Origin of the sequence: Gillisella taibaishanensis (assembly GCF_001938985.1) — a bacterium.
Classification (GTDB): domain Bacteria; phylum Pseudomonadota; class Alphaproteobacteria; order Rhizobiales; family Rhizobiaceae; genus Allorhizobium; species Allorhizobium taibaishanense.
The window spans coordinates 284,647-311,067 of sequence record NZ_MKIN01000019.1 but is presented as its reverse complement, the minus strand read 5'-3'; the positions used below and the strand labels follow the sequence as shown (position 1 = coordinate 311,067).

19 protein-coding genes are annotated in these 26,421 nt (G+C 60.1%); 11 read left to right on the top strand and 8 right to left on the bottom strand.

Going from position 1 to position 26,421, the window contains the following annotated elements:
• Positions 1 to 136: 136 nt before the first annotated feature.
• From BJF91_RS04860 to BJF91_RS04815, 10 genes are all read left to right on the top strand, one after another.
• Entirely contained in the window at positions 137 to 1,138 is a 1,002-nt protein-coding gene (locus BJF91_RS04860; RefSeq protein WP_075613346.1) for an LLM class flavin-dependent oxidoreductase, read from the top strand.
• Between the two features lie 23 nt (positions 1,139 to 1,161).
• Entirely contained in the window at positions 1,162 to 2,505 is a 1,344-nt protein-coding gene (locus BJF91_RS04855; RefSeq protein WP_075613345.1) for an LLM class flavin-dependent oxidoreductase, read from the top strand.
• 52 nt (positions 2,506 to 2,557) lie between these two features.
• Positions 2,558 to 3,775, top strand: a complete 1,218-nt coding sequence (locus BJF91_RS04850) for a M20 aminoacylase family protein (protein ID WP_075613344.1) — start codon at positions 2,558 to 2,560, stop codon at positions 3,773 to 3,775.
• Positions 3,772 to 4,329, top strand: a complete 558-nt coding sequence (locus BJF91_RS04845) for a GNAT family N-acetyltransferase (RefSeq protein ID WP_075613343.1) — start codon at positions 3,772 to 3,774, stop codon at positions 4,327 to 4,329. The genes BJF91_RS04850 and BJF91_RS04845 overlap by 4 nt, the downstream gene beginning before the upstream one ends.
• On the top strand, positions 4,326 to 6,107 hold the full coding sequence (locus BJF91_RS25465) for an amino acid ABC transporter permease/ATP-binding protein (RefSeq protein ID WP_075613342.1): 1,782 nt from the start codon (positions 4,326 to 4,328) through the stop codon (positions 6,105 to 6,107). The genes BJF91_RS04845 and BJF91_RS25465 overlap by 4 nt, the downstream gene beginning before the upstream one ends.
• Before the next feature lie 26 nt (positions 6,108 to 6,133).
• Complete coding sequence (locus BJF91_RS04835) at positions 6,134 to 7,063, top strand: ABC transporter substrate-binding protein (RefSeq protein ID WP_075613341.1); 930 nt, start codon at positions 6,134 to 6,136, stop codon at positions 7,061 to 7,063.
• A gap of 64 nt (positions 7,064 to 7,127) precedes the next feature.
• On the top strand, positions 7,128 to 8,060 hold the full coding sequence (locus BJF91_RS04830) for an ABC transporter substrate-binding protein (RefSeq protein ID WP_075613430.1): 933 nt from the start codon (positions 7,128 to 7,130) through the stop codon (positions 8,058 to 8,060).
• 88 nt (positions 8,061 to 8,148) lie between these two features.
• The gene (locus tag BJF91_RS04825) at positions 8,149 to 8,778 is read left to right on the top strand and encodes a GNAT family N-acetyltransferase (RefSeq protein ID WP_075613340.1); all 630 of its coding nucleotides are present in this window, start codon (positions 8,149 to 8,151) and stop codon (positions 8,776 to 8,778) included.
• A gap of 17 nt (positions 8,779 to 8,795) precedes the next feature.
• Positions 8,796 to 9,806: an LLM class flavin-dependent oxidoreductase gene (locus BJF91_RS04820; protein WP_075613339.1), complete on the top strand. Its 1,011-nt coding sequence runs from the start codon at positions 8,796 to 8,798 to the stop codon at positions 9,804 to 9,806.
• 216 nt (positions 9,807 to 10,022) lie between these two features.
• Positions 10,023 to 11,063, top strand: coding sequence for a zinc-dependent alcohol dehydrogenase family protein (locus BJF91_RS04815; protein WP_075613338.1), 1,041 nt, complete (start codon positions 10,023 to 10,025; stop codon positions 11,061 to 11,063).
• A 79-nt stretch (positions 11,064 to 11,142) separates the two neighbouring features.
• Here the strand turns inward: BJF91_RS04815 and katG are convergent, their stop codons facing one another.
• A complete protein-coding gene (gene katG / locus BJF91_RS04810; RefSeq protein ID WP_075613337.1) occupies positions 11,143 to 13,326 on the bottom strand; it encodes a catalase/peroxidase HPI in 2,184 nt (727 codons plus the stop codon).
• A gap of 747 nt (positions 13,327 to 14,073) precedes the next feature.
• On the opposite strand from katG, the gene BJF91_RS04805 reads away from it, so the two are divergent.
• Positions 14,074 to 15,213, top strand: coding sequence for a polysaccharide biosynthesis/export family protein (locus BJF91_RS04805; protein ID WP_075613336.1), 1,140 nt, complete (start codon positions 14,074 to 14,076; stop codon positions 15,211 to 15,213).
• 11 nt (positions 15,214 to 15,224) lie between these two features.
• Here the strand turns inward: BJF91_RS04805 and BJF91_RS04800 are convergent, their stop codons facing one another.
• The 7 genes from BJF91_RS04800 to tssG form a co-directional block, all read right to left on the bottom strand.
• Complete coding sequence (locus BJF91_RS04800) at positions 15,225 to 16,226, bottom strand: protein kinase domain-containing protein (RefSeq protein ID WP_075613335.1); 1,002 nt, start codon at positions 16,224 to 16,226, stop codon at positions 15,225 to 15,227.
• Positions 16,213 to 17,634: a type VI secretion system-associated protein TagF gene (gene tagF, locus BJF91_RS04795; RefSeq protein ID WP_075613334.1), complete on the bottom strand. Its 1,422-nt coding sequence runs from the start codon at positions 17,632 to 17,634 to the stop codon at positions 16,213 to 16,215. Before tagF ends, BJF91_RS04800 begins: the two co-directional genes overlap by 14 nt.
• A 93-nt stretch (positions 17,635 to 17,727) precedes the next feature.
• Positions 17,728 to 21,228 carry a type VI secretion system membrane subunit TssM gene (gene tssM, locus BJF91_RS04790; RefSeq protein ID WP_075613429.1) on the bottom strand — a complete coding sequence of 1,167 codons (3,501 nt, stop codon included), beginning with the start codon at positions 21,226 to 21,228 and terminating at the stop codon, positions 17,728 to 17,730.
• Positions 21,228 to 22,757: a type VI secretion system protein TssL, long form gene (gene tssL, locus BJF91_RS04785; RefSeq protein ID WP_075613333.1), complete on the bottom strand. Its 1,530-nt coding sequence runs from the start codon at positions 22,755 to 22,757 to the stop codon at positions 21,228 to 21,230. The genes tssM and tssL overlap by 1 nt, the downstream gene beginning before the upstream one ends.
• Complete coding sequence (gene tssK, locus BJF91_RS04780; protein WP_075613332.1) at positions 22,754 to 24,094, bottom strand: type VI secretion system baseplate subunit TssK; 1,341 nt, start codon at positions 24,092 to 24,094, stop codon at positions 22,754 to 22,756. Before tssK ends, tssL begins: the two co-directional genes overlap by 4 nt.
• On the bottom strand, positions 24,084 to 25,355 hold the full coding sequence (locus tag BJF91_RS04775) for an FHA domain-containing protein (RefSeq protein ID WP_075613331.1): 1,272 nt from the start codon (positions 25,353 to 25,355) through the stop codon (positions 24,084 to 24,086). Before BJF91_RS04775 ends, tssK begins: the two co-directional genes overlap by 11 nt.
• The gene (gene tssG / locus BJF91_RS04770) at positions 25,352 to 26,410 is read right to left on the bottom strand and encodes a type VI secretion system baseplate subunit TssG (RefSeq protein WP_075613330.1); all 1,059 of its coding nucleotides are present in this window, start codon (positions 26,408 to 26,410) and stop codon (positions 25,352 to 25,354) included. The genes BJF91_RS04775 and tssG overlap by 4 nt, the downstream gene beginning before the upstream one ends.
• Positions 26,411 to 26,421 lie beyond the last annotated feature (11 nt).

Sequence of the window (26,421 nt, the reverse complement as noted above, 5' to 3'; positions counted from 1 at the left end):
CATTTTAGTTCATCCTTTAAGTGAGCCGAAGCCGGGCAATAATTTCTCGACCTGTGCGTGCAAAGAGAAAACCGTGCCTCATTAATCCACTAAATTTATGGAGAATATAATCCATAGATCGAAGAGGTGATGCGACATGACCTACAGGTTGAGTCTTTTGGATAAGAGCCCGATCCCCCAAGGGCACACGGCAACGCAGGCTTTGGGGCAGACAGTGCGTCTTGCTCGCCGGGCCGAGGAATTAGGCTACCATCGATTCTGGGTGGCGGAGCACCACAATAGCCCGGAACTGGCGATTTCCGCTCCCGAAGTCGTCATCGCTTTCATCCTCGCCAATACCTCGCGCATTCGCGTTGGCTCTGGCGGCGTGATGCTCCAGCACTATAGTCCCTACAAGGTGGCGGAGGTCTTTGGCGTTTTGGCGTCGCTTGCCCCGGGCCGCGTTGATCTCGGCGTCGGTAAGACGCCAGGGGGCCTGCCGCTGGCGACGTCTGCGCTCCAGGCGGCTTTCGATCAGGGCAAGAAGCCTGACTTCGCGACGCAATTCTCTGCGCTGTCGACTTTTCTGAACGGCCCGGTGCCTGAGGATCAACCATTTGCCGGATTAGCGGCGACGCCTGTGCCGCCGGTTCCTGCGGGACGCTTCCTGCTTGGGGCAAGCCCTGGCAGTGCCACACTCGCCGCCCGCCACGGCTGGGGCTATGTCCATGCCGGACATCTCAATGGCGACACGGATAATCTGAAAGCTTCTTTCGAGGCTTATCGCGCGCAGGGCGGACAGACCCCTGTTCTTGCTCTCTCCGCATATGTTGCACTCGATCAAGCCCAGGCGGCGGAACGTGTCGCCGGCTTGAAGATTTTCAGAATTTTCCTGTCGAATGGTTCCGAATTCAATCTCGGCCGGCGCGAACACGCCGAGGAATTTGCCCGCCAGGTCGGTGACGTCAATTACCGAATCGAGGAACGCAAGCCCAGCATTCTCTCAGGCACCCCCGAAGAGGTGCACGCAGAACTGGATCGTCTGTCGCGAACCTACGGCATCGAAGAATTCATCATAGAGCCACCGCCGGTTGCAGCCGACGAGCGCTTGGCGACAATCGAGCTCCTGGCCCGCCGCGCCATATCCGTTGCCGCCTGACCATGACAAATAAGGAAAATTCCATGGCCCCGACCAAACAGAAGATCACCTTTGGTATTATGCTTCAGGGCGCAGGCGGACATATGCATGCCTGGCGCCATCCTTCGAGCCCCTCAGATGCAAGCGTGAACATCGACTTTTTCAAGAAGACGGCACTCAGGGCCGAGGCTGCCGGCATTGCCTTTGGGTTCGTGGCCGATGGGCTCTACATCAATGAAAAGTCGATCCCGCATTTCCTGAACCGCTTCGAGCCGTTGACGGTGCTTTCGGCCCTGGCCTCCGTCACATCTCGGATCGGTCTGGCTGGAACCGTTTCGACCTCCTATAGCGATCCTTTCACTGTGGCGCGGCAATTTGCTTCCCTTGATCTCTTGAGCGGTGGCCGCGCGGGCTGGAATGCGGTGACAACGCCGCTTGAAGGCACCGCGCGCAACTACAGCCGCCAGCACCCGGAGCACGCGCTGCGCTACGAGATCGCCCAGGAATATCTCGATGTGGTGAAAGGCCTATGGGATAGCTGGGACGACGACGCATTCCTGCGAAATCAGCAGACCGGGCAGTTCTTCGATCCCGCCAAGCTGCATCGCCTCGATCACAAGGGCCGGTTCTTCCAGGTGGAAGGACCTCTCAACATTCAACGCTCGCCGCAGGGCCAGCCGGTCGTCTTCCAGGCTGGGTCGTCTGATGCTGGCATCGGGCTTGCCGGCCGCCATGCCGACGCTGTCTTCACGCACGCCGTATCGGTGGAGGAAAACAAGACCTTCCTTACTCGGGTCAAGCACGCGGCGGTCGCCCACGGTCGCAGCGCCGACGACGTCAAAATCTTTCCCGGCATAGGGCCAATCGTTGGCCGCACGCAGGAAGAGGCGGAAGAAAAATATCGCGTCATCTGCAATCTCATTACCATTGAGGATGCGCTTGCCTATCTCGGTCGGTTCTTCGATCACCACGACTTCAGCCAGTATGATCTAGATGCGCCCTTTCCAGAACTCGGTGACATCGGCAAGAACTCGTTCCGCTCGACCACTGACCGTATCAAGCAGGTGGCGCGGGAAAAGGGCCAGACCCTGCGGGAGGTCGCTCTGGCCGCCGCCTCGCCGCGCGATCAGTTCATTGGGACACCGGACACGATCGCGGACGAATTGATCCGCTGGTTCGATGCCGGTGCGGCTGACGGGTTCATCCTCGGCTTTCCCGTGATCGCCGAAGGTCTGGACGACTTCGTCACCCTCGTGCTGCCGATCCTGGAGCAGCGTGGCTATTTTGATGGCACCCTGAAGGCAACGACATTGCGCGAGAATCTCGGGCTGCCCTACAGGGCGAGCCGCTATAGCCAGGAGGCCGTGCCGGAAAAGGCGCGTGCCTGACAAGACCTCACCGACGCGCAATCCGCGCTGACGGCAAGGAGAAACAAACTCCATGAACATCCATATTGACGGCGGCTATCGCGACGATGCCGCCGCACGGGAGATCCGTGCCTTCATTCCAGAGATCATCGCGCTGCGCCAAGACCTCCACCGGCACCCTGAACTGTCTTTCGAGGAGAGGCGGACGGCGGCCATCATAGCCCGCTACCTGCTATCCTACGGCTATAACGTGCATGAAGGGGTCGGCGGCAACGGCGTTGTCGCGACGCTGAAACGGGGGCAGGGCAGCCGGCGGCTGGGCCTGCGCGCCGATTTCGATGCGCTGCCGATCGATGAGCAGACTGGTTTGCCTTATGCGTCGGAAAAGTCGGGCGTGATGCATGCCTGTGGCCACGATGGTCACACAGCGATCTTACTTGCCGCCGCGCGTTATCTGGCGGAATCTGGTCGCTTCGACGGAATCTTGACGTTGATCTTCCAGCCGGCAGAAGAGGTCGGCGCCGGGGCCAAGGCCATGATCCGGGACGGGTTATTCGACCGATTTCCGGTCGATGCCGTCTTTGGTTTGCATAACTGGCCCGGCGTGCCGGCAGGCGCTTTCGGTTTTGTCGAAGGACCGGCCATGGCCTCTGTCGATAAGGCGGTCGTGCGCGTTATCGGCAAAGGCGGACATGGTGCCGAGCCCCAGCAGGCCATCGATCCGGTCTTGGCGGCTGCGAGCATCGTGACAGCTCTTCAAAGTATCGTCTCGCGCAACGTCGATCCGCGCGACATGGGCGTCGTCACGGTTGGCTCAATCCACGGAGGCACGGCCTCCAATGTCATTCCCGAAAGCGTAGAATTGCAGATTACCTGCCGCGCTTTCCGGCCGGAGGTGCGGCTGCTTCTCGAAGAGAGATTAATCCGCCTTGCCCAGGCACAGGCTGAGAGCTTCGGCGCCAGCGCCATCGTAGATTTCCGCTGCGGTTTCCCGCCGGTCATCAACCATGCTGACCAGACCGAATTCGTACGGGAAGTTGCACAGCGCCATTTTCCAGAAGCCAGCATTCTCGACAATTTCCAACCCCGCACCGCCAGCGAGGACTTCGCTTTCATGCTCGAGGAACGCCCCGGTTCCTATTTTTTCGTGGGCAATGGGGACGGCGCCCCGCTGCACAGCCCGCACTACCGTTTCAATGACGCCATCATCGAGCCAGCCGCCCGTCTGTGGGTGAAACTCGCTGAAAGCTTTCTCTCCCCAACCTTCGAAAAGGAAACACCACAGCCATGAGCGACAGTTTTCTTTACACGTCACCGGCCGATCCGCGCGCCAGACCGCTTCTTGACGAGCTGTTGAGTGAATACCAGAGCCGCTACGGCACGTTCTTCGATGCCGAAGGGCCGAAAGCCGAGATGAACCGCTATGCACCGGAGGCGTTCCAGCCGCCGCATGGCAATTTTCTTCTGCTTATCCGTGATGGTGTCGCGATCGCGGGCGGCGCCTTCATGCGTCACGGACCTGACACCGCCGAGCTCAAGAGGATCTGGACCGACGGGCGTTTGCGGCGTCAAGGCCTCGCCCGCAAGGTTCTTCAAGAGCTTGAAGACCAGGCGGCAAGACAGGGCTATACGAAAGCTTTCCTTACGACCGGTTTTCGCCAGCCTGAAGCTGTCGGCCTTTATCTGACCTCTGGCTATACGCCGCTGTTCGATACCAGCATCGATCCTGAAACGCTGCGCCAAACGCTTCCCTTCGAAAAATATCTCGATCTGCCGGCCGCCGCGCTAGCCGCGCGTGGATCGCATGCAAGCCAACTCCAGAACACGAGGAGTGCTCATCCGTGACCATTGCTTCCGATTTTCCTGGCGAACTCGCAGTTCGCAATCGTGCTCGCACGACCGGTGACTACTCTCAGTTCAGGATCGTGCCTGCCCGCTATCTAGGGCGGACGATCGGCTCGGTCTTTGCCATTTTGCTGATCGCCGCGATCCTTCATTCCGTGCTGGGCAATCCACGTTGGGGCTGGGATGTCTTTGCTCAATGGTTCTTTGCCGAGCCGGTTCTCGTAGGACTTGGCAGAACCCTACTATTGACGGCGCTCGGTGCGGTGCTTGGCTTTTCGCTCGGAACCGCCATTGCGCTGGCACGGGTTTCCCGCTCTCCGCTTCTCGTTGCCGTATCGTGGGCCTTCGTCTGGCTGTTTCGCTCGATCCCGCTCGTCGTTCTGTTGTTGCTGATTAATAATCTCGGCTATCTCTATGAAACAATTACACTTGGTGTGCCCTATACCGGTATCAGCTTCATCAGCTGGAACACGACACAGCTCGTGACGCCCTTTGCTGCCGGTGTGATTGGCTTGACCCTCAACCAGGCCGCTTTCGCAGCTGAAATCATCCGTGGCGGTATTTTGTCGGTGGACCAGGGGCAGGTCGAGGCTGCAGCTGCGCTGGGCCTTCCCCGGGGCCATCAGGCGCGGCGCATCATCCTGCCGCAAGCCATGCGCTCCATTCTGCCGACTGCCTTCAACGACATCATCGGTCTCGCGAAGGGGACGTCACAGGTATACATCCTCGCCTTGCCGGAGCTGTTCTACACCATCCAGATCATCTACCGCCGCAATCTCGAAGTCGTGCCGTTGCTGATGGTTGCGACCGTTTGGTATCTTGTCATCCTCACCGTATTGTCGATCGTGCAACACCATATCGAGCGGCATTATGCGCGCGGCGCGTTGCGCAATCTGCCACCATCGATCTTCGCCCGGTTCTATCGGCGTGCCGCGCAAGCACCAGCGTCACCCCCCGCAGTCGCCGATGCGTCCAAGCCGAAGATTATAAAAGCGGAGCAGGCGCCGGTACGCGCGCGCGCAGGCACCGTCACCATCCATGGCGTGTCCAAGAGCTACGGCACGTTGAAAGTTCTCGATCACGTCACGCTGACGGTTCCGGCGGGCAGCGTGACTGTCATCCTTGGCCAATCCGGTTCAGGCAAATCGACGCTGCTGCGTTCGATCAATCATCTCGAGCGCGTGGACGGCGGCTTCATCGCTATTGATGGCGAGCTGATCGGTTACCGGCAGGACGGCGACAAGCTGTTCGAGTTGAAGGAGAAGGACATCCTTCGCCGTCGCGTCGAAGTCGGCATGGTCTTCCAGAACTTCAATCTGTTCCCGCATCTTTCCGTGCTTGAAAACATCGTTGAGGCACCGGTGACCGTGCGTGGCACGCCGCGCAAGGAAGCTGAGGCCGAGGCGCTCGATCTTCTGGCGCGGGTCGGGTTGGCCGACAAGGCGCAAGCTTATCCGCGCCAGCTCTCCGGCGGCCAGCAGCAGCGTGTTGCCATCGCCCGGGCCCTGGCGCTCAAGCCCAAGGTGCTGTTGTTCGACGAACCGACCTCGGCGCTTGATCCCGAACTTGTCAACGAAGTCCTCGATGTCATCAAGGAACTGGCTAGCTCCGGCACGACGTTGATCATCGTCACCCATGAAATCGGCTTTGCCCGCGAAGTCGCTGACCAGGTGGTGTTCATGGAGCGCGGCAAAATCCTGGAGACGGGCCGTCCTGACCAAATCTTCAATGCGCCCGAACATCTGCGCACCGCCGAATTTCTCGCAAAAGTCCTTTAAACATCGACACCTATAGGAAACTCTTCATGTATCGCAAATCTCGTCTGCTCCGACTCGCCCTAGCCGGCCTGTTCTCCCTCGTCGTGTCAGGTGCAAGCGCCCAGGATGCCGATCTTAACCCAGACCAAAATGATCGGATCCGCGTCGAAAAGGTCGATGCCGCAATCAAGCTGATCCCGGCCGATTACAAGTTCGTCACACCTGGGAAACTGACCGTCGCGACCAATCCTGGCCGTCTTCCGTTTGCCGCCTATGCCAGCGACACCAAGACCGCCATTGGTAGCGAGCCGGATCTTGCCCAGCTGGTCGCAGACAGCTTGGGTTTGCAGCTGGAACTCGTGCCGATCGCCTGGGCCGACTGGCCACTGGGCGTCACCTCCGGTCGTTTCGATGCCGCTGTCACCAACATCACAGTCACGGAAGAGCGAAAGCTCAAATTCGACTTCTCGTCCTATCGTAATGATCTGCTTGGCTTTTACGTGCCGGTGGCCAGCAAGATTACAAGCATTTCCAAGCCGGAAGACGTGGCCGGACTAAGGGTGATCGTCGCATCCGGCACAAATCAGGAGCAGATCTTGTTGCGCTGGATCGAGGCCAACAAGGCCAAGGGTTTGGCTGCGACCGATGTTCAATATTACGACGACGAAGCCGTACTGGACGTCGCGCTACAGTCCGGACGTGCTGACGCCTATCTGGGACCGAACGCGACCTCAGCCTACAAATCTGCGAAGGAAAAGAAGACCAGGCTTGTCGGCACATTCTCCGGCGGCTGGCCCCAAACCGCGGAAATAGCCGTTGCGACCAAAAAAGGTGCGGGCCTTGCCGATGCGGTTACCGCTGCGGTGAATGAGCAGATCAAAAATGGCAATTATGCCAAGGTCCTTGCCCGCTGGAACCTCTCGGCTGAAGCGGTGACACAATCGCGCACCAACCCGCCCGGCCTTCCGAAATCCTAAGCCGAACCCCGCATGCGCGGCGCCGCCCGCGCATGTCTTCCCACGTCAAAGGCGGATGACAATCATGATGAAATTCAGATCTCTTGCGATCAGCGCTCTTGCCACTATCGCCGCGGCACTTGCGTTGCCGGCTCTGGCCGCCGACGGTTACGACCTGTCGCCGGAGCAGAATGGCCGTGTTCATGCGACAAGAAATGCGGAGGCAATCGGCGCCATTCCTGAGAATTTCAGGTTTGCGACGCCCGGTAAATTCACCGTGGCGTCTGCGGTTGGCGGGCCGCCGCTGAATACATACGCCACGGACGCTCAGACGGTGGTTGGCTCCGATCCCGACTATGCGTCGGCGATTGCCGAGAGCCTCGGGTTGCAGCTGCAGATCATTCCAGTTGCCTGGGCGGATTGGCCACTGGGGCTGACATCGGGCAAGTATGACGCCGTCATCTCCAATGTCGGGGTCACGGAGCAACGCAAGGAGAAGTTCGACTTCTCTACCTATCGCCGTGGCGGCCACGGCTTTTTCGTGCGGTTGGATAGTGCGGTGAAAGCTATTTCCGAGCCAAAGGATGCAGCCGGGCTCCGGGTAATCGTGGGGGCCGGTACCAATCAGGAGCGCATCCTGTTGCGGTGGAGCGAGGAAAACCGCAAGGCAGGTCTGAAGCCGCTTGAACTGCAATATTATGATGATGAGGCCACTCAACTCATTGCGCTACAGTCAGGCCGAGCGGACGTGATCGTGCAGCCATATTCGACGCTCGTCTTCATTAGCAAACGTGACAAGAACATCCGCGCTGTCGGATTGTTGTCTGCCGGATGGCCTGAGCGTTCGGACGTAGCGATCGTCACCCGCAAAGGCTCGGGGCTGGCCAATGCCCTGACGATAGCCACAAACGGACTGATCGCGGATGGCACCTATGCCAAAATTCTGGATCGGTGGGGGCTGGCTGATGAGAGATTGGCAAAGTCTGAGACCAATCCGCCGGGCTTGCCGAAATATTGATCGTACGCTCGCCTGCTGCATTTACGGATCTTTTGTAGCTGCTGTAGCGGGCGTCCTTCCCAGCGACACTCTTTCAACGGAGACAGATATGACCGAAACCGTCATTCTTCGTTCCTCGCCTCACTCCGAGATCGCCCGTCCTCTCATCGACGCGCTGATCAAGGACTATGATAGTCGATACGGACATGTGAACCAGCGCCCCGGCAGCGCTCGGGCCGAAGTCGAGCGTTATCCGGCGCAAGCATTCGCGCCGCCTTTCGGCGACTTTCTGTTGCTTCAGCGTGATGGGGAGACTGTTGCCGGTGGCGCCTTCATGAGCCATGACAATGACGTCGCCGAGATCAAGCGGGTCTGGACCCATCCCGCGCTGCGCCGGCAAGGACTCGCCCGCCAGGTGATGATCGCACTGGAGGAAAGTGCCGCGACCCTTGGCTATAGCCGTGCATATCTGACAACCGGATTTCTGCAGCCGGAAGCCGTTTCTCTTTATCTCTCGCTTGGCTACCGGCCACTCTTTGACCTTGAAGCCGATCCCGCGCTGTACCGCTCTCTGCCATTCGAAAAAATGATCGGCCGCCGAGCCGGCGAGGTGAGCCAGACGCCTGTCGCGCAACCCGCCGCGTCGTTTGATGCTGCAACAGATCGGGTCAACAGCATCAAGGCAGAGCAAGCACGGAAGATCGAAGCGCGGCTCGCGCTCCATCAGGCAGCGGAATAAGGACGGGATCATCCAGCATGCCCTTTGCCCATCTTCGCAACATTGCATTCCTTGTGCCCGGCAACTATCGCGACGACGATCCATTCTCCGGCCTGGAAGAGACGCTTCGCCTGATCGAGCTTGGCGAACGTCTTGGCTATCACAGCGCTTGGGTGCGACAGCGGCATCTGGAACGTGGCATTTCGTCTGCGGCCACCTTTCTTGCAGCGGCAACCCAGCGCACTCGACACATAGAGCTTGGGACCGCTGTGATCCAACTGGGTTACGAAAATCCATTTCGCCTTGCGGAGGACCTTGCTACGGTTGACGTGCTCTCCAGAGGCCGGCTGAATGTCGGCGTTTCAGCCGGGCCGCCGCCCTTCTCCAAATTGCTTGGCGATCTCATCGATCCGGTCGAGGAACTGGACTTCAGCTATGCGCGTGCAGAGCGTCTGGCGAGAGCTCTCTCGAGCGCGCCACTTGCAAATGAAGCGATCGCGGGCAATGCCGCGGGTTCACAAGTGCCCCGCCTGCGGCCGTTCGCCAGTGGTCTGACCCAACGCCTGTGGTATGGCGGCGGCTCGCTTGCCTCGGCCACCTGGGCGGGGAGGGCAGGCTTCCATCTTTTGACAGGTAACATTATCACCGGCGAAGGGACCGACGATTTTCTGACTGCCCAGCAACGGCTGATAGACAGGTTTCTGGAGAACTGGACGCAGGAGACGCTGCCACGCATTGGGCTAGGACGGGTCATTCTTCCCACTGACGGTGCGGATGCGGTGACCCGGAGGCGTTATGCGGACTTTGTCGAACGCCGAACCGCGCGTACCCTAGCGCCTAACGGCCCTAAGCAGACGCTGTTTCTTCCTGATATCATTGGCTCGATCGAAGAAATTGCCGAGATCCTGTCGCAAGATCCCGTGCTGCCACGAGTTTCGGAACTGCGCCTGGAACTGCCTTACGAATTCGAAGTCGAGGACTACCAGCAGATCCTGACGGATTTCGCATCCGCGCTGCAACTCGGTCAGGATGCGCAAAAAGCGAGGTGACAGCCCGTGGTGATCTGACTCGGTCGTCTGTTCTGCCTGCGACGGTTGCCGTAGCAGTGAAAATGAGTTGGTCGTTTTGCAGACGTCAAAATTTCGACTTCCCCAGCCATCGCAGCCTTCAAGTCTTTCGGTTTCTCCTCCATAACAGCTGTTCGCAGCGGGATTTTCGGGTAGGTATTTACCCGCTTTCTCGCGGCAGAATGTGGAGGTTGTGCAATGAAAGCGATGCTTTTCGAACTGTTCGAAAAGGCCCCTGAAATTCTCGAGGTGCCGGATCCGACCCCGACGCAAAACGGCGTGGTCATCAAGGTTGGGGCGACAGGGCTCTGCCGCAGTGACTGGCATGGCTGGATGGGGCATGACACCGATATCAGCCTGCCGCATGTTCCAGGCCATGAATTTGCCGGCGAAATTGTTGCGGTCGGAAAGCTGGTGTCGCGTTTCAAGATAGGCGACCGCGTGACGGTGCCCTTCGTGTCCGGTTGCGGCCATTGCGCAGAATGCCACTCCGGCAACCAGCAAGTCTGCCCAAACCAGTTCCAGCCCGGTTTCACCAACTGGGGGTCCTTCGCTGAATATGTCGCAATCGATTATGCCGAAACCAATCTGGTGACGTTGCCCGATGGTGTCGACGATGCCACGGCGGCGAGCCTCGGCTGCCGCTTTGCCACGTCTTTCCGCGCTGTCGTTGATCAGGCTCGGACCCGTCCAGGAGACTGGGTGGCAGTGCATGGCTGCGGTGGCGTCGGGCTTTCGGCGATCATGATCGCCACGGCGCTAGGCGCAAATGTTGTTGCGGTAGACATTTTTGATGACAAACTCGCTTTCGCGAGAGAATGCGGAGCCGTTGCGACGGTGAATTCGCTTGCAGTTGCCGATACGGTAGAGGCCATCAGAGAAATCACGAAGGGCGGCGCCCACGTCTCCATCGATGCGCTCGGCAATCCGACCACCAGCTTCAACTCGATCAGCAATCTCAGACGGCGCGGGCGGCATGTTCAGGTCGGCCTGATGCTTGGCGAGCACGCGACGGCAAAAATACCGATGGCGCAGGTCATTGCTCACGAACTCGAGATCTACGGCAGCCACGGCATGCAGGCCTGGCGCTACGATGCGATGATGGCGATGATCGAGACCGGCCAGATTAGTCCACAAAAGCTTATAGGCAACCGGGTGAGCCTCTCCGAAGCAGTGCCGATCCTCATGGCGATGGACCAATCACGCGATATTGGTATCAGCGTCATCGACCGGTTCTGACGCAATATATTAAGACCCTCGCGGAATATTAAGACCCTCCCGGACGCGGCGTTCGCCGCGCCCGGGAAGATGAATTGGATTAGACCAGATCGAAACGATCGGCGTTCATCACCTTGGTCCAAGCAGCCACGAAGTCCTTGACGAATTTCGTTTTGATATCGGACTGGGCGTAGACTTCAGCAAGCGCACGCAGCTGCGAATGCGCACCGAAGATCAGATCGACGCGGGTGCCGGTCCAGCGACGTTCGCCGGTCTTGCGATCCTTGCCTTCATAGACGCCATCTTCGCCTTCGACCGGCGCCCATTGATTGCGCATGTCGAGCAGGTTGACGAAGAAGTCGTTGGTCAGCGCTTCCGGGGTGTGGGTCAGCACGCCATGCTTTGGATCGCCAGCCTTGAGAACCCGCAGACCGCCAACGAGAACCGTCATTTCAGGCGCCGTCAGGGTCAGCAACTGGGCGCGGTCGACCAGGGATTCCTCGGGCTTCATGAACTGACGGCCGCTCAGGTAGTTGCGGAACCCATCGGCACGCGGCTTCAGCGCTTCGAAGGAGGTGACATCCGTCTGCTCCTGCGAGGCATCGGCCCGACCAGGCGTAAACGGAACGACGATGTCGTTGCCGCCAGCCTTTGCCGCCTTTTCAACGGCAGCGCCACCGGCCAGAACAATAAGGTCGGCCAGCGAGATCTTCTTGCCGCCAGTCTGGGCAGCATTGAAATCCTTCTGAATGCCTTCAAGCACCGAAAGCACCTTGGCGAGCTGAGCCGGCTGGTTGACTTCCCAGTCCTTCTGCGGGGCAAGGCGGATACGGGCGCCATTTGCACCGCCGCGCTTGTCGGAACCGCGGAAGGTCGAGGCCGAAGCCCAGGCGGTCGACACCAGTTCCTGCACCGAGAGGCCGGACGCGAGAACCTTGGCTTTCAGGTCGGCCACGTCCTTGTCGTCGACGACAGGATGATCGGCGGCGGGCACGACGTCCTGCCATACCAGATCTTCGGCAGGGACTTCCGGACCGAGGTAGCGGACCTTCGGACCCATGTCGCGGTGGGTCAGCTTGAACCATGCGCGGGCAAAGGCATCAGCGAACTCAGCGGGATTTTCGAGGAAACGGCGCGAGATCTTCTCGTAAGCCGGGTCGAAGCGCAGCGCGAGGTCGCTGGTCAGCATGGTCGGAAGCTTTTTCTTGGACGGGTCATGTGCGTCCGGAATCGTTGCTTCCGCATTCTTCGCCTGCCATTGCTTCGCGCCGGCCGGGCTCGTCGTCAGTTCCCATTCGAAGCCGAACAGGTTTTCGAAGAAGAAGTTGCTCCACTGGGTCGGCGTCTGCGTCCAGGTGACTTCAGGGCCGCCGGTGATCGTGTCCGCGCCAAAGCCTGTCCCGAACTTGCTCTTCCAGCCGAGGCCCTGGTCTTCCAGCGCGCCGCCTTCCGGATCGGCACCAATCAGCGACGGGTCACCGGCGCCGTGGGTCTTGCCGAAGGTATGACCGCCGGCAATCAGGGCGACGGTTTCTTCGTCGTTCATGGCCATGCGGCGGAACGTCTCGCGGATGTCGCGGGCCGACGCGAGCGGATCGGGATTGCCATTCGGGCCTTCCGGGTTGACGTAGATCAGGCCCATCTGCACGGCGCCGAGCGGCTCGGAAAGTTCACGCTCGCCACTGTAGCGCTCATCGCCCAGCCAGGTGCCTTCCGGCCCCCAGAACAGCTCTTCCGGCTCCCAGGTGTCAGCGCGGCCGCCAGCAAAGCCGAACGTCTTAAAGCCCATCGATTCCAGCGCGACATTGCCGGTCAGAATGAATAGGTCGGCCCAGGAAATCTTGTTGCCGTATTTCTGCTTGATCGGCCACAGCAGGCGACGGGCCTTGTCGAGGTTGGCATTGTCAGGCCAGCTGTTGAGCGGAGCAAACCGCTGCTGGCCGGCGCCGGCGCCACCACGGCCGTCGGTGATGCGATAAGTGCCGGCGCTGTGCCAGGCCATCCGGATAAACAGGCCGCCGTAATGACCAAAGTCTGCCGGCCACCAATCCTGCGAATCGGTCATCAGCGCGTGCAGGTCCTGCTTCAGCGCCTGATAGTCGAGCGATTTGAATTCTTCAGCGTAATCAAAGTCGGGACCCATTGGATCGGCGATCTTGTTTTTCTGGTGCAGGATCTGCACGTCCAGCTGCTCGGGCCACCAGTCCTTGTTGCCCCGACCCTTGGCACTGCCCTGGCCATGATCAACAGGACATTTTCCGCCAGTTTCAACCTTAGTATCCATAGGAGTCTCCTTGAATAATGTTTGTCCAAAAGGGGCCCGCTCCGTCGACCGTTCAAGAGTGTACCGCCAACAATCGACTCGTGTGTGACGGTTCATCCTTTTGAGCGGGACGCGGCTTCAATGGCCTGACGGACGTCCTCCCAACTCCTTCTTAAAGGAGGTTGATGTTAATTTTAAGTTGGATTTATTGATCGCATCGATAAGACATTCCTATCGAACTATGGTGCGAGACCCAAAATATGCCGATTAAAATGACATTCGATAAGTCTTATCTATTCTGACGCGAGGCAAGCCTCTGTGCCGCCTCTAAGCGCACGCCCTTCATGAGGAACCGGTCGGTGGATGAATTTCATAGGCCCATAGAAGTCCGCAAGGCCGCGATTACGCTGACGGGGCAAACGATTGTCTGCGGTATCTGAACGTCAAGCAATTTGACGGTGAGCCGACGCCACCGGCTTCGTCCAACACCATAAAAGTGAAACAGTGAATGTCACCTCGCTGCTGGCACCGCTCGTTGCATTTAAAGCGACTTTTACCGCGCCTCCATTGCCGTCATTCCCGGTGCGATATTTGGTTTTGCTGTTCATCAAGACCAGGCGCATAAGGCGCTTCTTGCGCAAGGGTTGCGGAAAAGCCACATGTGTCTTTTGAATGTCGTTTTTGCGGCATGTCGCCGTTTTTACAATTGTTCGTTAGCGCATCACTGCTATCTATTTTCCGATATTGATTCTTAGATTGGAGCATTGAATGCGCAAGCTATTGCCAGTCCTTCTGATCGCGGTTTTGTCGAGCTGCGCAAGACCATCGGATGGGCCGAGCGCCAGTGCTATCCGCTCCACGACGTTTCCAGGCAGCAACAGCAAGGTGCCTGTGATCGAGCTGTCGAAGGCGCCGGCCGTTACGGCGGCTCCGCCACAAATGGCGGCTAACGATGCCGGCTTAACCGCGCTGCGTGGCGTTTATAACCAGCAAAGATTGCGGCCGGGCGATGTCATCGATGTGACGCTGCTCGATACCGGTGAGGAGGGACTGTTCTCCTCCACCCATAGCAGCACCCTGAACCTGGGTCGCTTCACCGTTGATCAGCAGGGCTATGTGACGATGCCCTTCGTTGGCAAGCAACGCGTTACGGATTCCACACCCGAAGGCCTGCAGAACCGTGTCGTTCAGGGTATGAAAGGCTCGGCGGTCAATCCTCAGGCCGTTGTCACTGTTGTCGACAAGCCTTCCAGCGCCGTGATCGTCAGCGGCGGCGTCAAAACACCTGGCAAGGTTCCTCTGACAGCTCGCCGCGAGCGCGTGCTTGACGTAATTGCTCAGTCGGGCGGCGCCTCAGTTGCGCCGCAGGCTGCCAAGGTCACGGTGATCAGAGGCCGGGAGCGCGCCACGACGACGCTTGAGCGGGTCATGAACGATGACAAGCAGAATATCATGCTTATGCCGGGTGATCAGTTGATCGTCGATGGCGACGCGGCGAGCTATACCGCGCTCGGCGCCTTCAAGAGCACGGGTGAATTCCAGTTCGAAACCGGCAAGTTGACGCTTGCCCAGGCTGTCGGACGAGCCGGCGGCTTGCTCGACGACCGTGCCGATGCTCGCAATGTCTATGTCTTCCGCAATCAGTTGATCCAGGTGCCGACCTCGACGACGATGGCGGGTGGTGCCAAGGGTCCCGTGACCATGGTCACGACTAGCAAGCCTGTCATCTACCACGTCAATATGAAGGACGCATCGAGCATCATGCTGATGCAGCTGTTCCAGATGCAGAAGGGCGACGTGCTCTATGCCAACAATTCCGGCATGGTCGATGCGGCAAAACTGCTGACGGTTTATCAGAAGGTTCCGTCAACCTCTGCAGCACCGCTGCCGGGCTCTTCCGCAAACTAAAGCGACAGCCTCTAGATTGTTGATCGTTCTTGTAAAAGCGCCAGAGCTTCTCTGGCGCTTTTTGGTCTCGCGGCAGGATCGGCGGCCGTTAATTCAGCAGAGATAGCAACGAGTCTATCGCGGTCGCTTGAGGGGCTAAACTGGTCACCAAGCGCGTCAAGAATTCGCTGTAGCACGCGGCCAGCCGAAAAGAGATCCATTGCTGGTGTCGCCGGTGTATCGGCGCTCTGTTCCGGCGCGCTGTAATCAGGTGTCCCGATCGATGCGAGACCAAGATCTCTCCATCGGCGCCCGATTTCTATCGTCAGGCCAAAATCTGCCAGGGTGATTGCCGGTGACGCGCTGTCGACTGTCTCGTTGATTAGGATATTTGCAGGGCTGATATCACCATGGACCAAGCCTTTGTTATGCAAGGCATCAACGCTGCACAACAGAGCGGTGAGGATCTGGCGGGGATCGGGAGGCCCATCCGCCTTATCTAGCCTGGATTGTTCCGTCGTGCCCGTAGCTGAACCAGTCTGTTGCCGTGACTGAGCGAGACCCAGAGCATTCCTGCGCCGCACCTCAAGATGGTGTAGCAGCGAATGCCCTCCCCACGGCTGAAGGAGGCCGGGACTGCCATCCGGTAGCCGTAGCAGCATCGTGCATGCCGTCAGCGTAGGGTGGTTCAAGCTGAGTCCAATTTTCGCCTCGCCGATCAACCGCTCGACCTCGCTCGGTCCAGCCATCGCGGCGCTTGTTGCCAAGGTTTTCAAGACATGCAGCGTACCGATATCGCGATGGCGCAGCTTCAAGATCCGGCTATGCTGACCCTGATGCATTAGGTCTTCGACGGAAAACGTGCCAGCGATAAAGCCGGGCTCGGAAGGGAATAGTGCTTCTGCCTGTCGGTCAAGGGCGTTGCGCAATTGGTCAATCGCGAGACGTCGACCCTCTCCTTCCAAACCGCGGACCGCATGCATCAGCGTCGTGAAGCGGGCCGCGATCTCGGCGAATTCCTCAGCTGCCAGCATGTTGCGGCGCCGGGTCTATGAGGATTGCGCTGACATTTTCGCGGACATTGGCAATCAATGCTTCTTGCACCAATTGCTCGGCGCCGTCGCTCCCATGACAGTCCTGCAGAATTTCCGCAACCGTACGCTCGGAGAGGACCTGCACCAGCGGGTAACTGCAGAGCAGCAGGCGATCACCCGGCGAAACAGCGCTCACCGATGTCTCCGGCAGAAATTGCTGCTCCAAACCGACGCCACGGCGCAGGCGTTTTTGCAGTCCCACCGACACATGATCACGGGTAAGGGGCACCATCGTTCCGTCGCGCAGCAAATAGGCACGCGCGTCGCCAGCCCAGACCAGCACGAGCTGATCCGCAACGACAGATGCGACTACGACGCTTGCGGCCGGCGCGCTTCCGTCGGTTCTCTGGCTGCGGGCGAGAAGCAGGCTATTTGCGCGACCAAGTTTGCCCTTGATGGCCTGCAGCATGCCCTCGGGATCGCCAGCATCATCGATACCCGCAAATTGACCGGCGGTATGGCGGGCAGCCTCTTGGGCAGCGGTGTCGTCGCCCACGCCGTCGGCAATCGCGAATACGGCTGGCTTGTCACATAAAAACAGTCCGTCCGCATTGATGGAAAAGCGTGTACCGGCGTGGCTGGCGTAGCTGTAGCGGGCCGTGACTGGGCGAGAGGTGGTGGCCGCCCGCTGCGGTGGCGGCACAGGTGCGGCGGCCGTGGCCGCACGCGCCGGAACGGGGGACGCAGGTGAGGGAGCTTGCGGCGCTGCTGGTGCTGGCTGCCGCGCTGCGGTGCTCTGCCGGAAAAGCCTGAGGAAGTCTTCAGGCTTTGGCTGGCCCGATAACCGGAGTCCCTGAGGCTTTGCAGTCTGCGGATCGATATACCACCACAGGGCCGTGCCATCCTTGCTGGCGGTGGCGGCACCTTCATCTTCCTGCGGACGCGGCAGCCGCATGCGTTTCAGGTTTTCGGTAAAGCGACCGAGATCGAACTCCCTCGTCAGCGTCGACTCTGCGAGGCCTTCGGCGGCCATGAACCAGGTATGGTCAAGAAACAGCGTGCGGGGGTGATAGCTGAACCGATGCATCTGCGCCATGACGATGAGTGGAAAACTGCGCCCGACCCTGTCGCGGCTCGGGACCATCACCCCGGCATGAGCGGCACCGTCCCACACGCCTTTCTCGACGATAAACCGCCATGGCGGTGAGGCGGCAAAGAGTTCGGCCCAAGCCGCGCCGAACTCCTGCTCGCAGGCGTAGAGACCGCCTCTGATCCAAGCGTCCAGCGTCGCGACCATATCGCGCTCCAGCCCTTCGGACAGGAAGTCGCCATGGCTCGGCAATTTACCGAAAAAGCCGATCCGGTCGGCGACGGGTGCCTTTTCTGTCGGGGCAGGTCGCAATGCCATGGATTGCCTCTTTTTTCCTAACGGTGCAGCCCGCAGCTTCGCTACGGGCTATCGTTTGCCGGCCCCTGATCGCTTGGGATCAGAGGCGCAACATCAGAACTGGGTCGGGCAGGCAAATTCGTTCAGTGCCTTCAGCCTATAGGCATTCAGCACCGAGCCGAATTGTACGTCGAACTCGGCTACCTGATTGTCGTTGGTGAACTTCGCCCGGAACAGGTCGTCACTCTGATTTTCGACCTGCGCGTCGTCGAACAACCGGAACGCCGACCAGTCACCGTTTTCCGTCTTCGCCTGCTGCCAGCCGCCTGGCTGGAAGGCGATGCGGGACATGCTTGCGGCATCCTTTGAGGGCCAGGTAATGGTCTTTGCCTGCACCGGACCATGGAAATACACCACCCGCTCTCCCTGGATTTCAAGCATGACAGCTGTCGAGGAGTCCCCAAGCGATACCGGCTTTACGTTGATGGCGATCGACGGCGTTTCGCTGCCATTGGGGAAAAAGGCGCGGGTGATCTGGTCGGCCCGCTCAAACTGCGCAACGCCATCGCTTGCCATCCCGGCTGCGCCAAACGTGCCCTTCCATGCCCACGGCGAGACGGTTTGATCGACAAAAGCCTCCATTCGCTGTTTGAAGAAGCTCTGGAACAGCCCCTTCGGCCCGAACAGCCGGATAAAGTCGTTCATCGCAACATCGCGGCTGGACGATCGGTCGAAAGGATAGCGTCCGGTGACGATCGACGAGCAAAGGCTTGCTCCTTCCGTGGACCACAGATCGGAAATCCGGCCGCGTGCCGATTTGACGGCCAGCGAACCGGTATCGGCGGCAAGGCCAGCCATCCACACATCCAGCGGCCCGGGCAGGCGGCGGGCGTCCTGCAACAGGTCCTGGTTGGCGCGGGTCAATTGGCTGTCGACGTCGAAGACCTTTGCCACTTCAGCGGAGGTGGTCACAGCTCGGGCGAGTTGGTCATGCAAGGCTGTGATGACAGGCAGCACTGCATCGACCTGAGAAGCCGGCTTGTCGCTCCCGCTCTTGGACGTCGTCGCAGCTTTTCGGCCATCATCCGCTGCCGGCGTATCCAGCGCCTCGCGTAGCCGGCCGAACGGATCAGGCGCGGCCATCGAGGAACTGAGCATGGCCGCAACCGTGTCACCGCTCGCAGACGATACCAGAACCGACATGCCTGACGTATCGCCCTTCGGGCGAAGATCCGTGGCGTCGGCAATCGAGCGCGCTGCCTGGGCAACGATATTACGTTCATTGGACAGAATGCGGGTGGTTTCGACGGCATCGCTGAGGTTTTGAGATGGGCGCACAGCGACATCCCCCAGCACCGAGGTCCAGCGTTGTTCGAACCGATCATAATAGATCTGCATCGCAGCCTGGGCGACCGATTCCAGAGTCTGGCCACGCAACTGCGCATTGGAGCCGCGCACCCATTCTTCCTGCAGGGCTTCCCGTGCCGCATCGGCAAGACGCGGAAGAACCACGGTCCGGTAACCTGTCGAGGTGAACAGGCCTTCCACACCATCGGTTAGTGGCGCACCGGTTTTGCGGATGAAGGCTTTTTCGCCAAGGCCACCGAATGCCAGCGACGGCTGCCAGGGCATCAATGCCCGGGCCGCGCGTGAGCCCGCCAAAATGTCGAAGGCGCGCTCGGCAACAGTTTGATTTTGGATCGTTTCCCGCGCCTTGTCGATCAGCCGCTTGTCGAGTTCGACCGGCGGTAGCACACCGCCCGCCATGGCGCTTGCATGCTGGATCAAAGCGTTACGAGCCATCGCCCGGCCTTCGCCGGGGTAGAGCGCATTAAACATCTGCGCCGCTTGAGCGGAGACAAAATCGCGATCCAGCCGTCCAAGGCCGCCGAGCATTTCATAAAGCTTCAGGGCGTTGAAGGTGCGCGTCACGTCATGTTCGACCGTTAGGTCTTTCTGCAACTGCACCAGCATACGCGGCAACAGCAAACCGTTCAGAGCCCGCTGGTAGGCATCACGCTGGCGGCCAGCGATCTTGTCGCCTTGGCTCAGACCGAAACTCGCGGCCCAAACTGGACGATTTTCAAAGCCCGCCGGCACGGCACGCAGATTATCCAGCGCCGGGAGTACGCGCAGAAAATCCGCATCGGAGACATTACGGACCTGTACGTCCTGGATCAGCTTGTCATAGGCGTCGAGATGCTCTTCCGCCTGGGCAAGGGCTGCCCGGTTCTGGAAGAAGGTGACTGTCCAGCCGGCAAAGACGATGACGACGGCCGCAACTGCCAGACCCCAGACGGACTGACGCAAAAGAACCTGGCGAGAGGATAGCCGCTTGTCACGGGCAACCAGCGCCGCTTCGTTGAAGATTACTTCGCTGAACAGACGCGGCAGGAAATAACTGCGCCGCGTGCGGCTGACGATGGCGCGCGACAGGCTCTCGTCCGGCTGGGTGGCCGAGACGAAATAGATGCCACGGATCAGCGGCGCTTCAACGAGGGAGGAGCCGGTGCAGAGCTCACTGATCGCTTCGCCAAGCTTTTCCTGGAGGCCCGCCAGTTCGGCCGGAAAGCGGAAGATCCGGCCGCGCAGGTCGGCGCTCTGCTCCTGCTGCAGTCGCTCGATCAACATCGCGTCGACACGCTGCTGCAGCAGGGCAAATTCTTCACCGAACCGCTCGGGCAGCGTTTTGGCGCCGTAGCTTTCCTCAAGCCCGAAGGTCATGCCCCAGACCTGTTCGCGATCGCTCTTATTGAAGCTGTCGAAGAACTCGACAAACCCGGTCAGAAGATCGGCTTTGGTCAACAGGACGTAGACCGGCACCCTGGCGCCCAGACGCTCATCCAATTCCGCAAGGCGTTTGCGGATTGCCCTTAATTCCTCGCGCTGGGCTTCCGGATCGCGGGTCATGAGATCGCCGATCGAGAGCGTCAGCAAGGCACCATTGACCGGCTGCGAGCGGCGGTAACGGCGCAGCAGGCTGAGAAATCCTTCCCAACCAGCCTTGGATGAGCCATCAAGGTCGTCTTGGGTGGTGTAGCGTCCGGCGGTGTCGATCAGGATTGCCTGGTCGGCGAACCACCAATTGCAATTGCGCGTGCCGCCGATGCCTTTCACCGCATCGCTGCCGAGCGCATCTCCAAGCGGAAATTGCAGGCCTGAATTGGTGAGCGCCGTCGTTTTACCGGAGCCGGGAGCGCCGAAGATCACGTACCAGGGAAGTTCGTAGATATAGCCGAACCGGCGCTTGGTGATGCGCCGCAGCAGCGCCAGCGCTTCCTGCAAGCGATTGCGGATTTCGCTGACTTCTGCCTCGCGGTTGGCGAAGGCCTGCGCCTCGATATCGTCGACCAGTTCCTTGTCCTGCCGCTTGGCGCGCACCAGGGTAACGATCATATAAGCGGCCCAGATGGCAAAGATCGCCACCATGGTCCAGATGCGAGCCGATACGCTGGCCAGCGGCTTGAAGCTGCCGAAGGCGGCGAGATAGCCGTAGAACCAGATGAGGACGCAGAGCGCGATGACCCAGATCAGCGAAATGAACCGCCGCCCGAGCACACCGGCATAGGAATCCACATAGGAGCGGATCGTATAGAACCAGCTGAGTGGATTGATCACGGCTTGCCTCCCTGCGGCGCTCCGGCACCCGTGCCCGGAGCCTGATTATTGTCGTTGGGGTCTTTGCTTTCGATGGCTGGCGTCAGAATGCCGGCATCGGTGATCCTTTCGTCCGGGTTGGTCAGCACCAGAATTTCGGTGCGCCGGTTCTTTTCACGGCCTTCCGGCGTGTCGTTACTGGCTATCGGATCGCTGTCTGCCCGACCTTCGGTCAGGATCGCATCAGGACCGGTAAAGGCAGAGAGAATATCACCAACGGCCTTGGCGCGGGCCTGCGACAGATGCCAATTCGACGGGAACTGGATCGTCTTGATCGGAACATTATCGGTGTAACCAATGACCACGGCACGGAATTTCTCTGCCGCCAAGGCGCCACCGATCCGTTGCAGTAGATCCTTGAACTGGTCTTTCACATCGGCACTGCCGACGTCGAACAGACCCGAATTGTTGATGCGCACCCTGAGCCGCCCATTTGCGTCGGAGAGCGAAACGAGGTTCTTCTGCACCTCCGGCTGGAGGAAGGTTATGAGATTTTGCAGCCGGCTTGGCTGCGGCGGCGTCTGCTTTATCGGTGGGACCACCAGAGGTGGTGGCTCTTGAGCCTTAACCGGCTCCTCCCGCACGGGAACGGTGATCAGAACGCCGGGCGTGTCGGTTGGGCCAAGCTTTGCCAGCCGCTCGAAGGTCCGATCGGAACTGTCGTTGAGCGTCAGCGTGAAGAATAGGTAGCCAAGCCCGAGCGCCAAGGCCAGCAGCGACAGCACCGTCCAGAGCGCCGCCATAGTGCGGAGCGGCTTATGGCGGGCGTTGACACCTTTCCAATGCGGCGACAGTTCCCGCTCGAACACGCCATATTGGCCAAGCAAGGTTTTGTAGAGACTGTCGCGGATACGGGCGAGTTCCAGCGCACCCTTGGACGAAACCCTGGTGCGGCCTTCAAAGGCGAGCGACAGGCAAAGGTAAATCAGCAGCAGAAGGTCCTTAGAGGCGCCTGGCGACTGGTGGAAATGGTCTAGGATGTCAAACACCCGGTCGCCGCCGGTTACGTCATTATGGAAGGTCGAGACCAGGCCCGAGCGCGCCCAACCGGCTCGCACTCCCCAGGGGGTGGAGAGAACCACATCATCGATGGTGGCGCAGACCACGTAATGGGCGGCGCGCGCCCGCTCCGGGCTGATGCGGGCGCTGGCGAGATCGCGCTCATAGCGGTTGACAGCGTTGATGCACACCTGACGCAACTCGGCGATATCGGGCTGCTCGGCCCGAAGCCGCAGTTCATGCGCGACATTGAGCAGCGGTGCAGCCGATCGCACCATAACGGGCATCTCGTTGCTGCCGAAGCGGAAATCGTCGATCAAATGGGCGACCGCCAAACGCGGACCGCTTTCGGCGGCCGCCGCAGGTGCTGTTTCACCGTCGAGCAGGTCAGCGACTTTGCGCGCGGTGTCGTCCTGGAGGCGCTTTTCCTCCGTTACTTCCACCACGGTCGGCAGATCCTGCCAAGAAGAAGGCCGGTCGTTGCTCATTCTCTCAAGGCCCACATTTCGAGTTCAAGGCCAGGGAAATCGCCGGCAAGATGCAGGGCGATAGCTCCTGATGTTTCCAGCTGTTTCCACAGCGGTGTCTTGGTATCGAGTTCGAAATAGATCGTGCCTGCGCGGTAAGGCAACTGGCGCGGGAGAACAGGGAGTGGTCGGACCGGAATGCCCGGCAGCGCGACGTTGACGAGTTCGGCGATGCGCTCGACCGGACCGATCTTGATGCGGGCTGGAAGGGTGCGGCGCACGTCTTCCGCCGACATGTCGGCGCGAACCGCCAGTACGAAGCCGGCATCGCGCAGAAGAGTGCGGTCGTTGATGGTGCCGACACGCACGCCGTGGCGACGTTCGACCAGTTCGATGGCAACCGCCGACTGGGCCAATACCGAAGAGAGCGATGTACGCAGATCCTCGAACACGGCGCCGAAGGTCGCCTTCAGGTCGTCATGACGGTAGGCAGGGAAATCCGTCGCCCGCTTGCTGTCCATAGTGAAGGTTGCGAGCTCACCGGCCAGCTGAATGCACAGCTCGTAAAAGCTCATGGGATGCAGCCGCGTCGCATTGGCGAGCGCATGTTTCAGCATCGGGTCAGCCCGGTTGAGGATCTGCAGCAAGAAATAATCGCCAACTTCAGCCGTGCCGCGAATAGTGGGATCGCCGATCCGCTCGGCAATTGCCTCGGCCCGGTGACGCACGATGCCAAGCAATTCGGTCATCAATTCGTTGAGGCGGGACGATGCCATACAGTTGAGGCTCGGCGGAATGAAATCCGGGTCGAGCAGCACCGCTTTGTCGGAGCGCACTTCCGTCACCCGCGCAAGACCCAGCAGCTCGTATCCAGCCAGATCGTCGCCGGTCTTCAAAAGCCGCAGATTGAGCCTCGCAACATCGATAGGGGCGATGAAGTCGGTTTCGACATTGGCATCCGGGGCCTCATAGGGCGAGCCGAGAAGGCGTACGCTGTTTGCCGCTGCGGCTCCCGTCTGGGCCATGTCGGCTTTCCCGGGCTGACGGGCCGGCAGCGCCAGGTAAACGATGGCGTTCTTGACGGATTCGTCGAGTTCGAGTGCTGCCGGCAGATCGGTATCTTCGGGCGCATCGAAGGGCGTGCCATCGGGCAGGATGCCGCGCAGGCCGGACAGGGCAAATTGGCCGATGGCGAGCGCGCTGCGATCGAGACCGATCTCAAGAATGCCCCAGGGATAGGGTGAGAGGCTGCGCGACACCGAGCGCACCAGCCGCTCCGTCCATCGATCCGATTGCTGGAAATGCTGCACGCGAAGGAACATGCCCTCGCTCCAGGCAACCCTGTTTTCATGTCTCATTTGACGGTTCTACCCCCATTACGTGTTCCGTCGGCGCCTGTTCGGCTGGTTCCGCAGCCGTCTCCGGTGCGGTTTCGCCGGTTGCGGCGCGACGCATGAAATCTCTGAATGACAAAATTCGACCTTCGGCTTCAAACATCTGCCGATAGGCGGCCCAGTAATCGCGCCCGGCCAGGAAAGGTAGCCGCACCGGCATTGCCGCATCCACCCGCGCCTCCAGGAGGCGCGGATCGAAAACCCGTCCCGCCACCTGCATCATTGTTTGCAGCAGGGCGGCCAGAGCCTCCTGCCGTTCGGCTATTGCCTCGAGGCGGTCGGCAATCCCACCACCCGTCGCAACGGAGAGAGAGGGCAGGGCGTCCGATGGCAGATCGAAGGCCGCCATGCTGTCGCCCAGTGCCTCCTCAATTCGCACAAGCGCAGCACCCATCCGCTCCGCCTGGAGATCAGCTGGCGATATCCCGGCGGGACGCGCAGCCGCCGCTTCTTGCCGATCGGCGAATACGGCATCGAAATCGTCGACGGCTGGAGGCTCGCGCGGTTCTTGTGGCGCAGGCTGGCTTTCCCGGCGCAGCGGCGGTGCAATGGTCACAAAGGTCTTCGGAGCTGCAAGATGCTCCATGCTGCTGCCATCGGCATCGTCGTCGAGCCAGTTTTCAGGCAGCACAGGCTGCAAACCGTCGACCTGAGGCGGGCCGCTCCAGCCGATATCAACATTACGGCTTATGCTTTTTTCCTTCTGCGGTCCTGCCTTCCCGATAATGGAGCTAACCGAGAAATGACTGTCTCCCTGCGCGGGCCGCTTCCAGGGCTCTTCCACCTGACGTTCGCCAAGCAGGCTGCGCGCCGTCGTTCCGTTCGGTGCGATATCAGCCAGAATGGACGAAATAGTCGGCGTCTCATTGCTAAGCGGTACGGCGGGATCGGCATCAGCGGAATCGGGCAATGGCTCGCCGACGATCGACACGGTAAAGCGGTGGCCGCGCAGATCGATGACAGCCCCGTGGCGCAGGCGGATCTTGTCGCCTTCCAGCAGGAGCTTTCCGTCAACCAGCGTGCCGTTGGCACTTTGGTCGCTCAGCTCATAGCCGTCGCGGTCCCGGGCAATCGTGCAATGCAATTTGGAGACACGGCACTGATCGTCGGCCACCTGCCAGTCGCAGTTCGGCGAGCGGCCAATGGTGCGGCGACCATAATCCAGCGACCAGATTGACTGGCCCTTGACGGTGTTGGCAACTTGAGGGCGCAGTTCCAACTTCATGGGCGCCCTCCTGCCTGCAGAGCCGCCGGCATGGCTTGATGCTCACTGACGATAGCGTCCCGGCTGTCGACAAGCGCTTCGCCAAGCCGTGCCCAACTGTTCCAGCCGAGCCGCGCCGGCATGGTAGCCGAGCCCATCTGGCAGAAGGGGATATCTTCCTTCTTCAGCACCACTTGCGCGTCAATATCGAAACCATTGCCGATGAAAAGCCGAGTCAGGGCGAAGATTTCGGCAAGCCGAGCCGTGCCCGGCGACAGGCTGATATAGTCGTCGTAGCCGACCGGCCCGATGACGATCCTGAGTGCGCCGCTTCTGTCGAGCACTGCCGCGCCCGCCATGGCGTTGACGCCAAGCCTTGGACCCGAGCCGAGACCGCCTCCACCTCCGGCGGCTTTGCCCATACGGCTACGATCTTCTGGCGGGATCGACACCCAACGCGGCCGAAACTGCTCGATTTCAACCGGCAGGCCGCAATATTCCTCCAGCATGGCCCGGAGGTTCGTCGCATTGCGGGTGCGGTCGGCGAAAAAGCCTGAGAACCGCAGGATGACGTCCTCGTCAATCCCGGCGCGCTCGACCAGACCGGCAGTCCCAAAACCTGTCAGCGACAGCAGCACCTTGCGGAAGGTGTTGTCCTTGCGGTTCGCCGTCCAGCGCAGCCGACGCGCCAGACGGTACTTCTCGCAGGCCGCAACGAATAGTTCCGAAAAGCGGATGGCGAACAGATTGAGGAAGCTGATCAGCGCGCGAGAGCGCCGACGCTCCTCACGCAGCAGCAATTCGTTATATTCCGGCGGCAATGCGCCAAGCGGGCCGACCAGCGGTGCAAAGGCGGATTTGACGACTGTGCCTTGCAGCTTGCGGCGGAAACCGCTGACAGCTAGCGGGGCCGGTTGAATGCCGGTATGAGGACCAACATCCAGTCCCGCCTCTCCAGCCAAGTGCTGAGCGATGCGAAATGCTGTGGTGGGCTCGAAATGGCCGGGGTCTTTCTCCAGCAGTCGAGCTACGGTCTCGTCGTCGCTGTTCTCTTGCGGTTTGATTTGAATATTCATCGCCACCACCC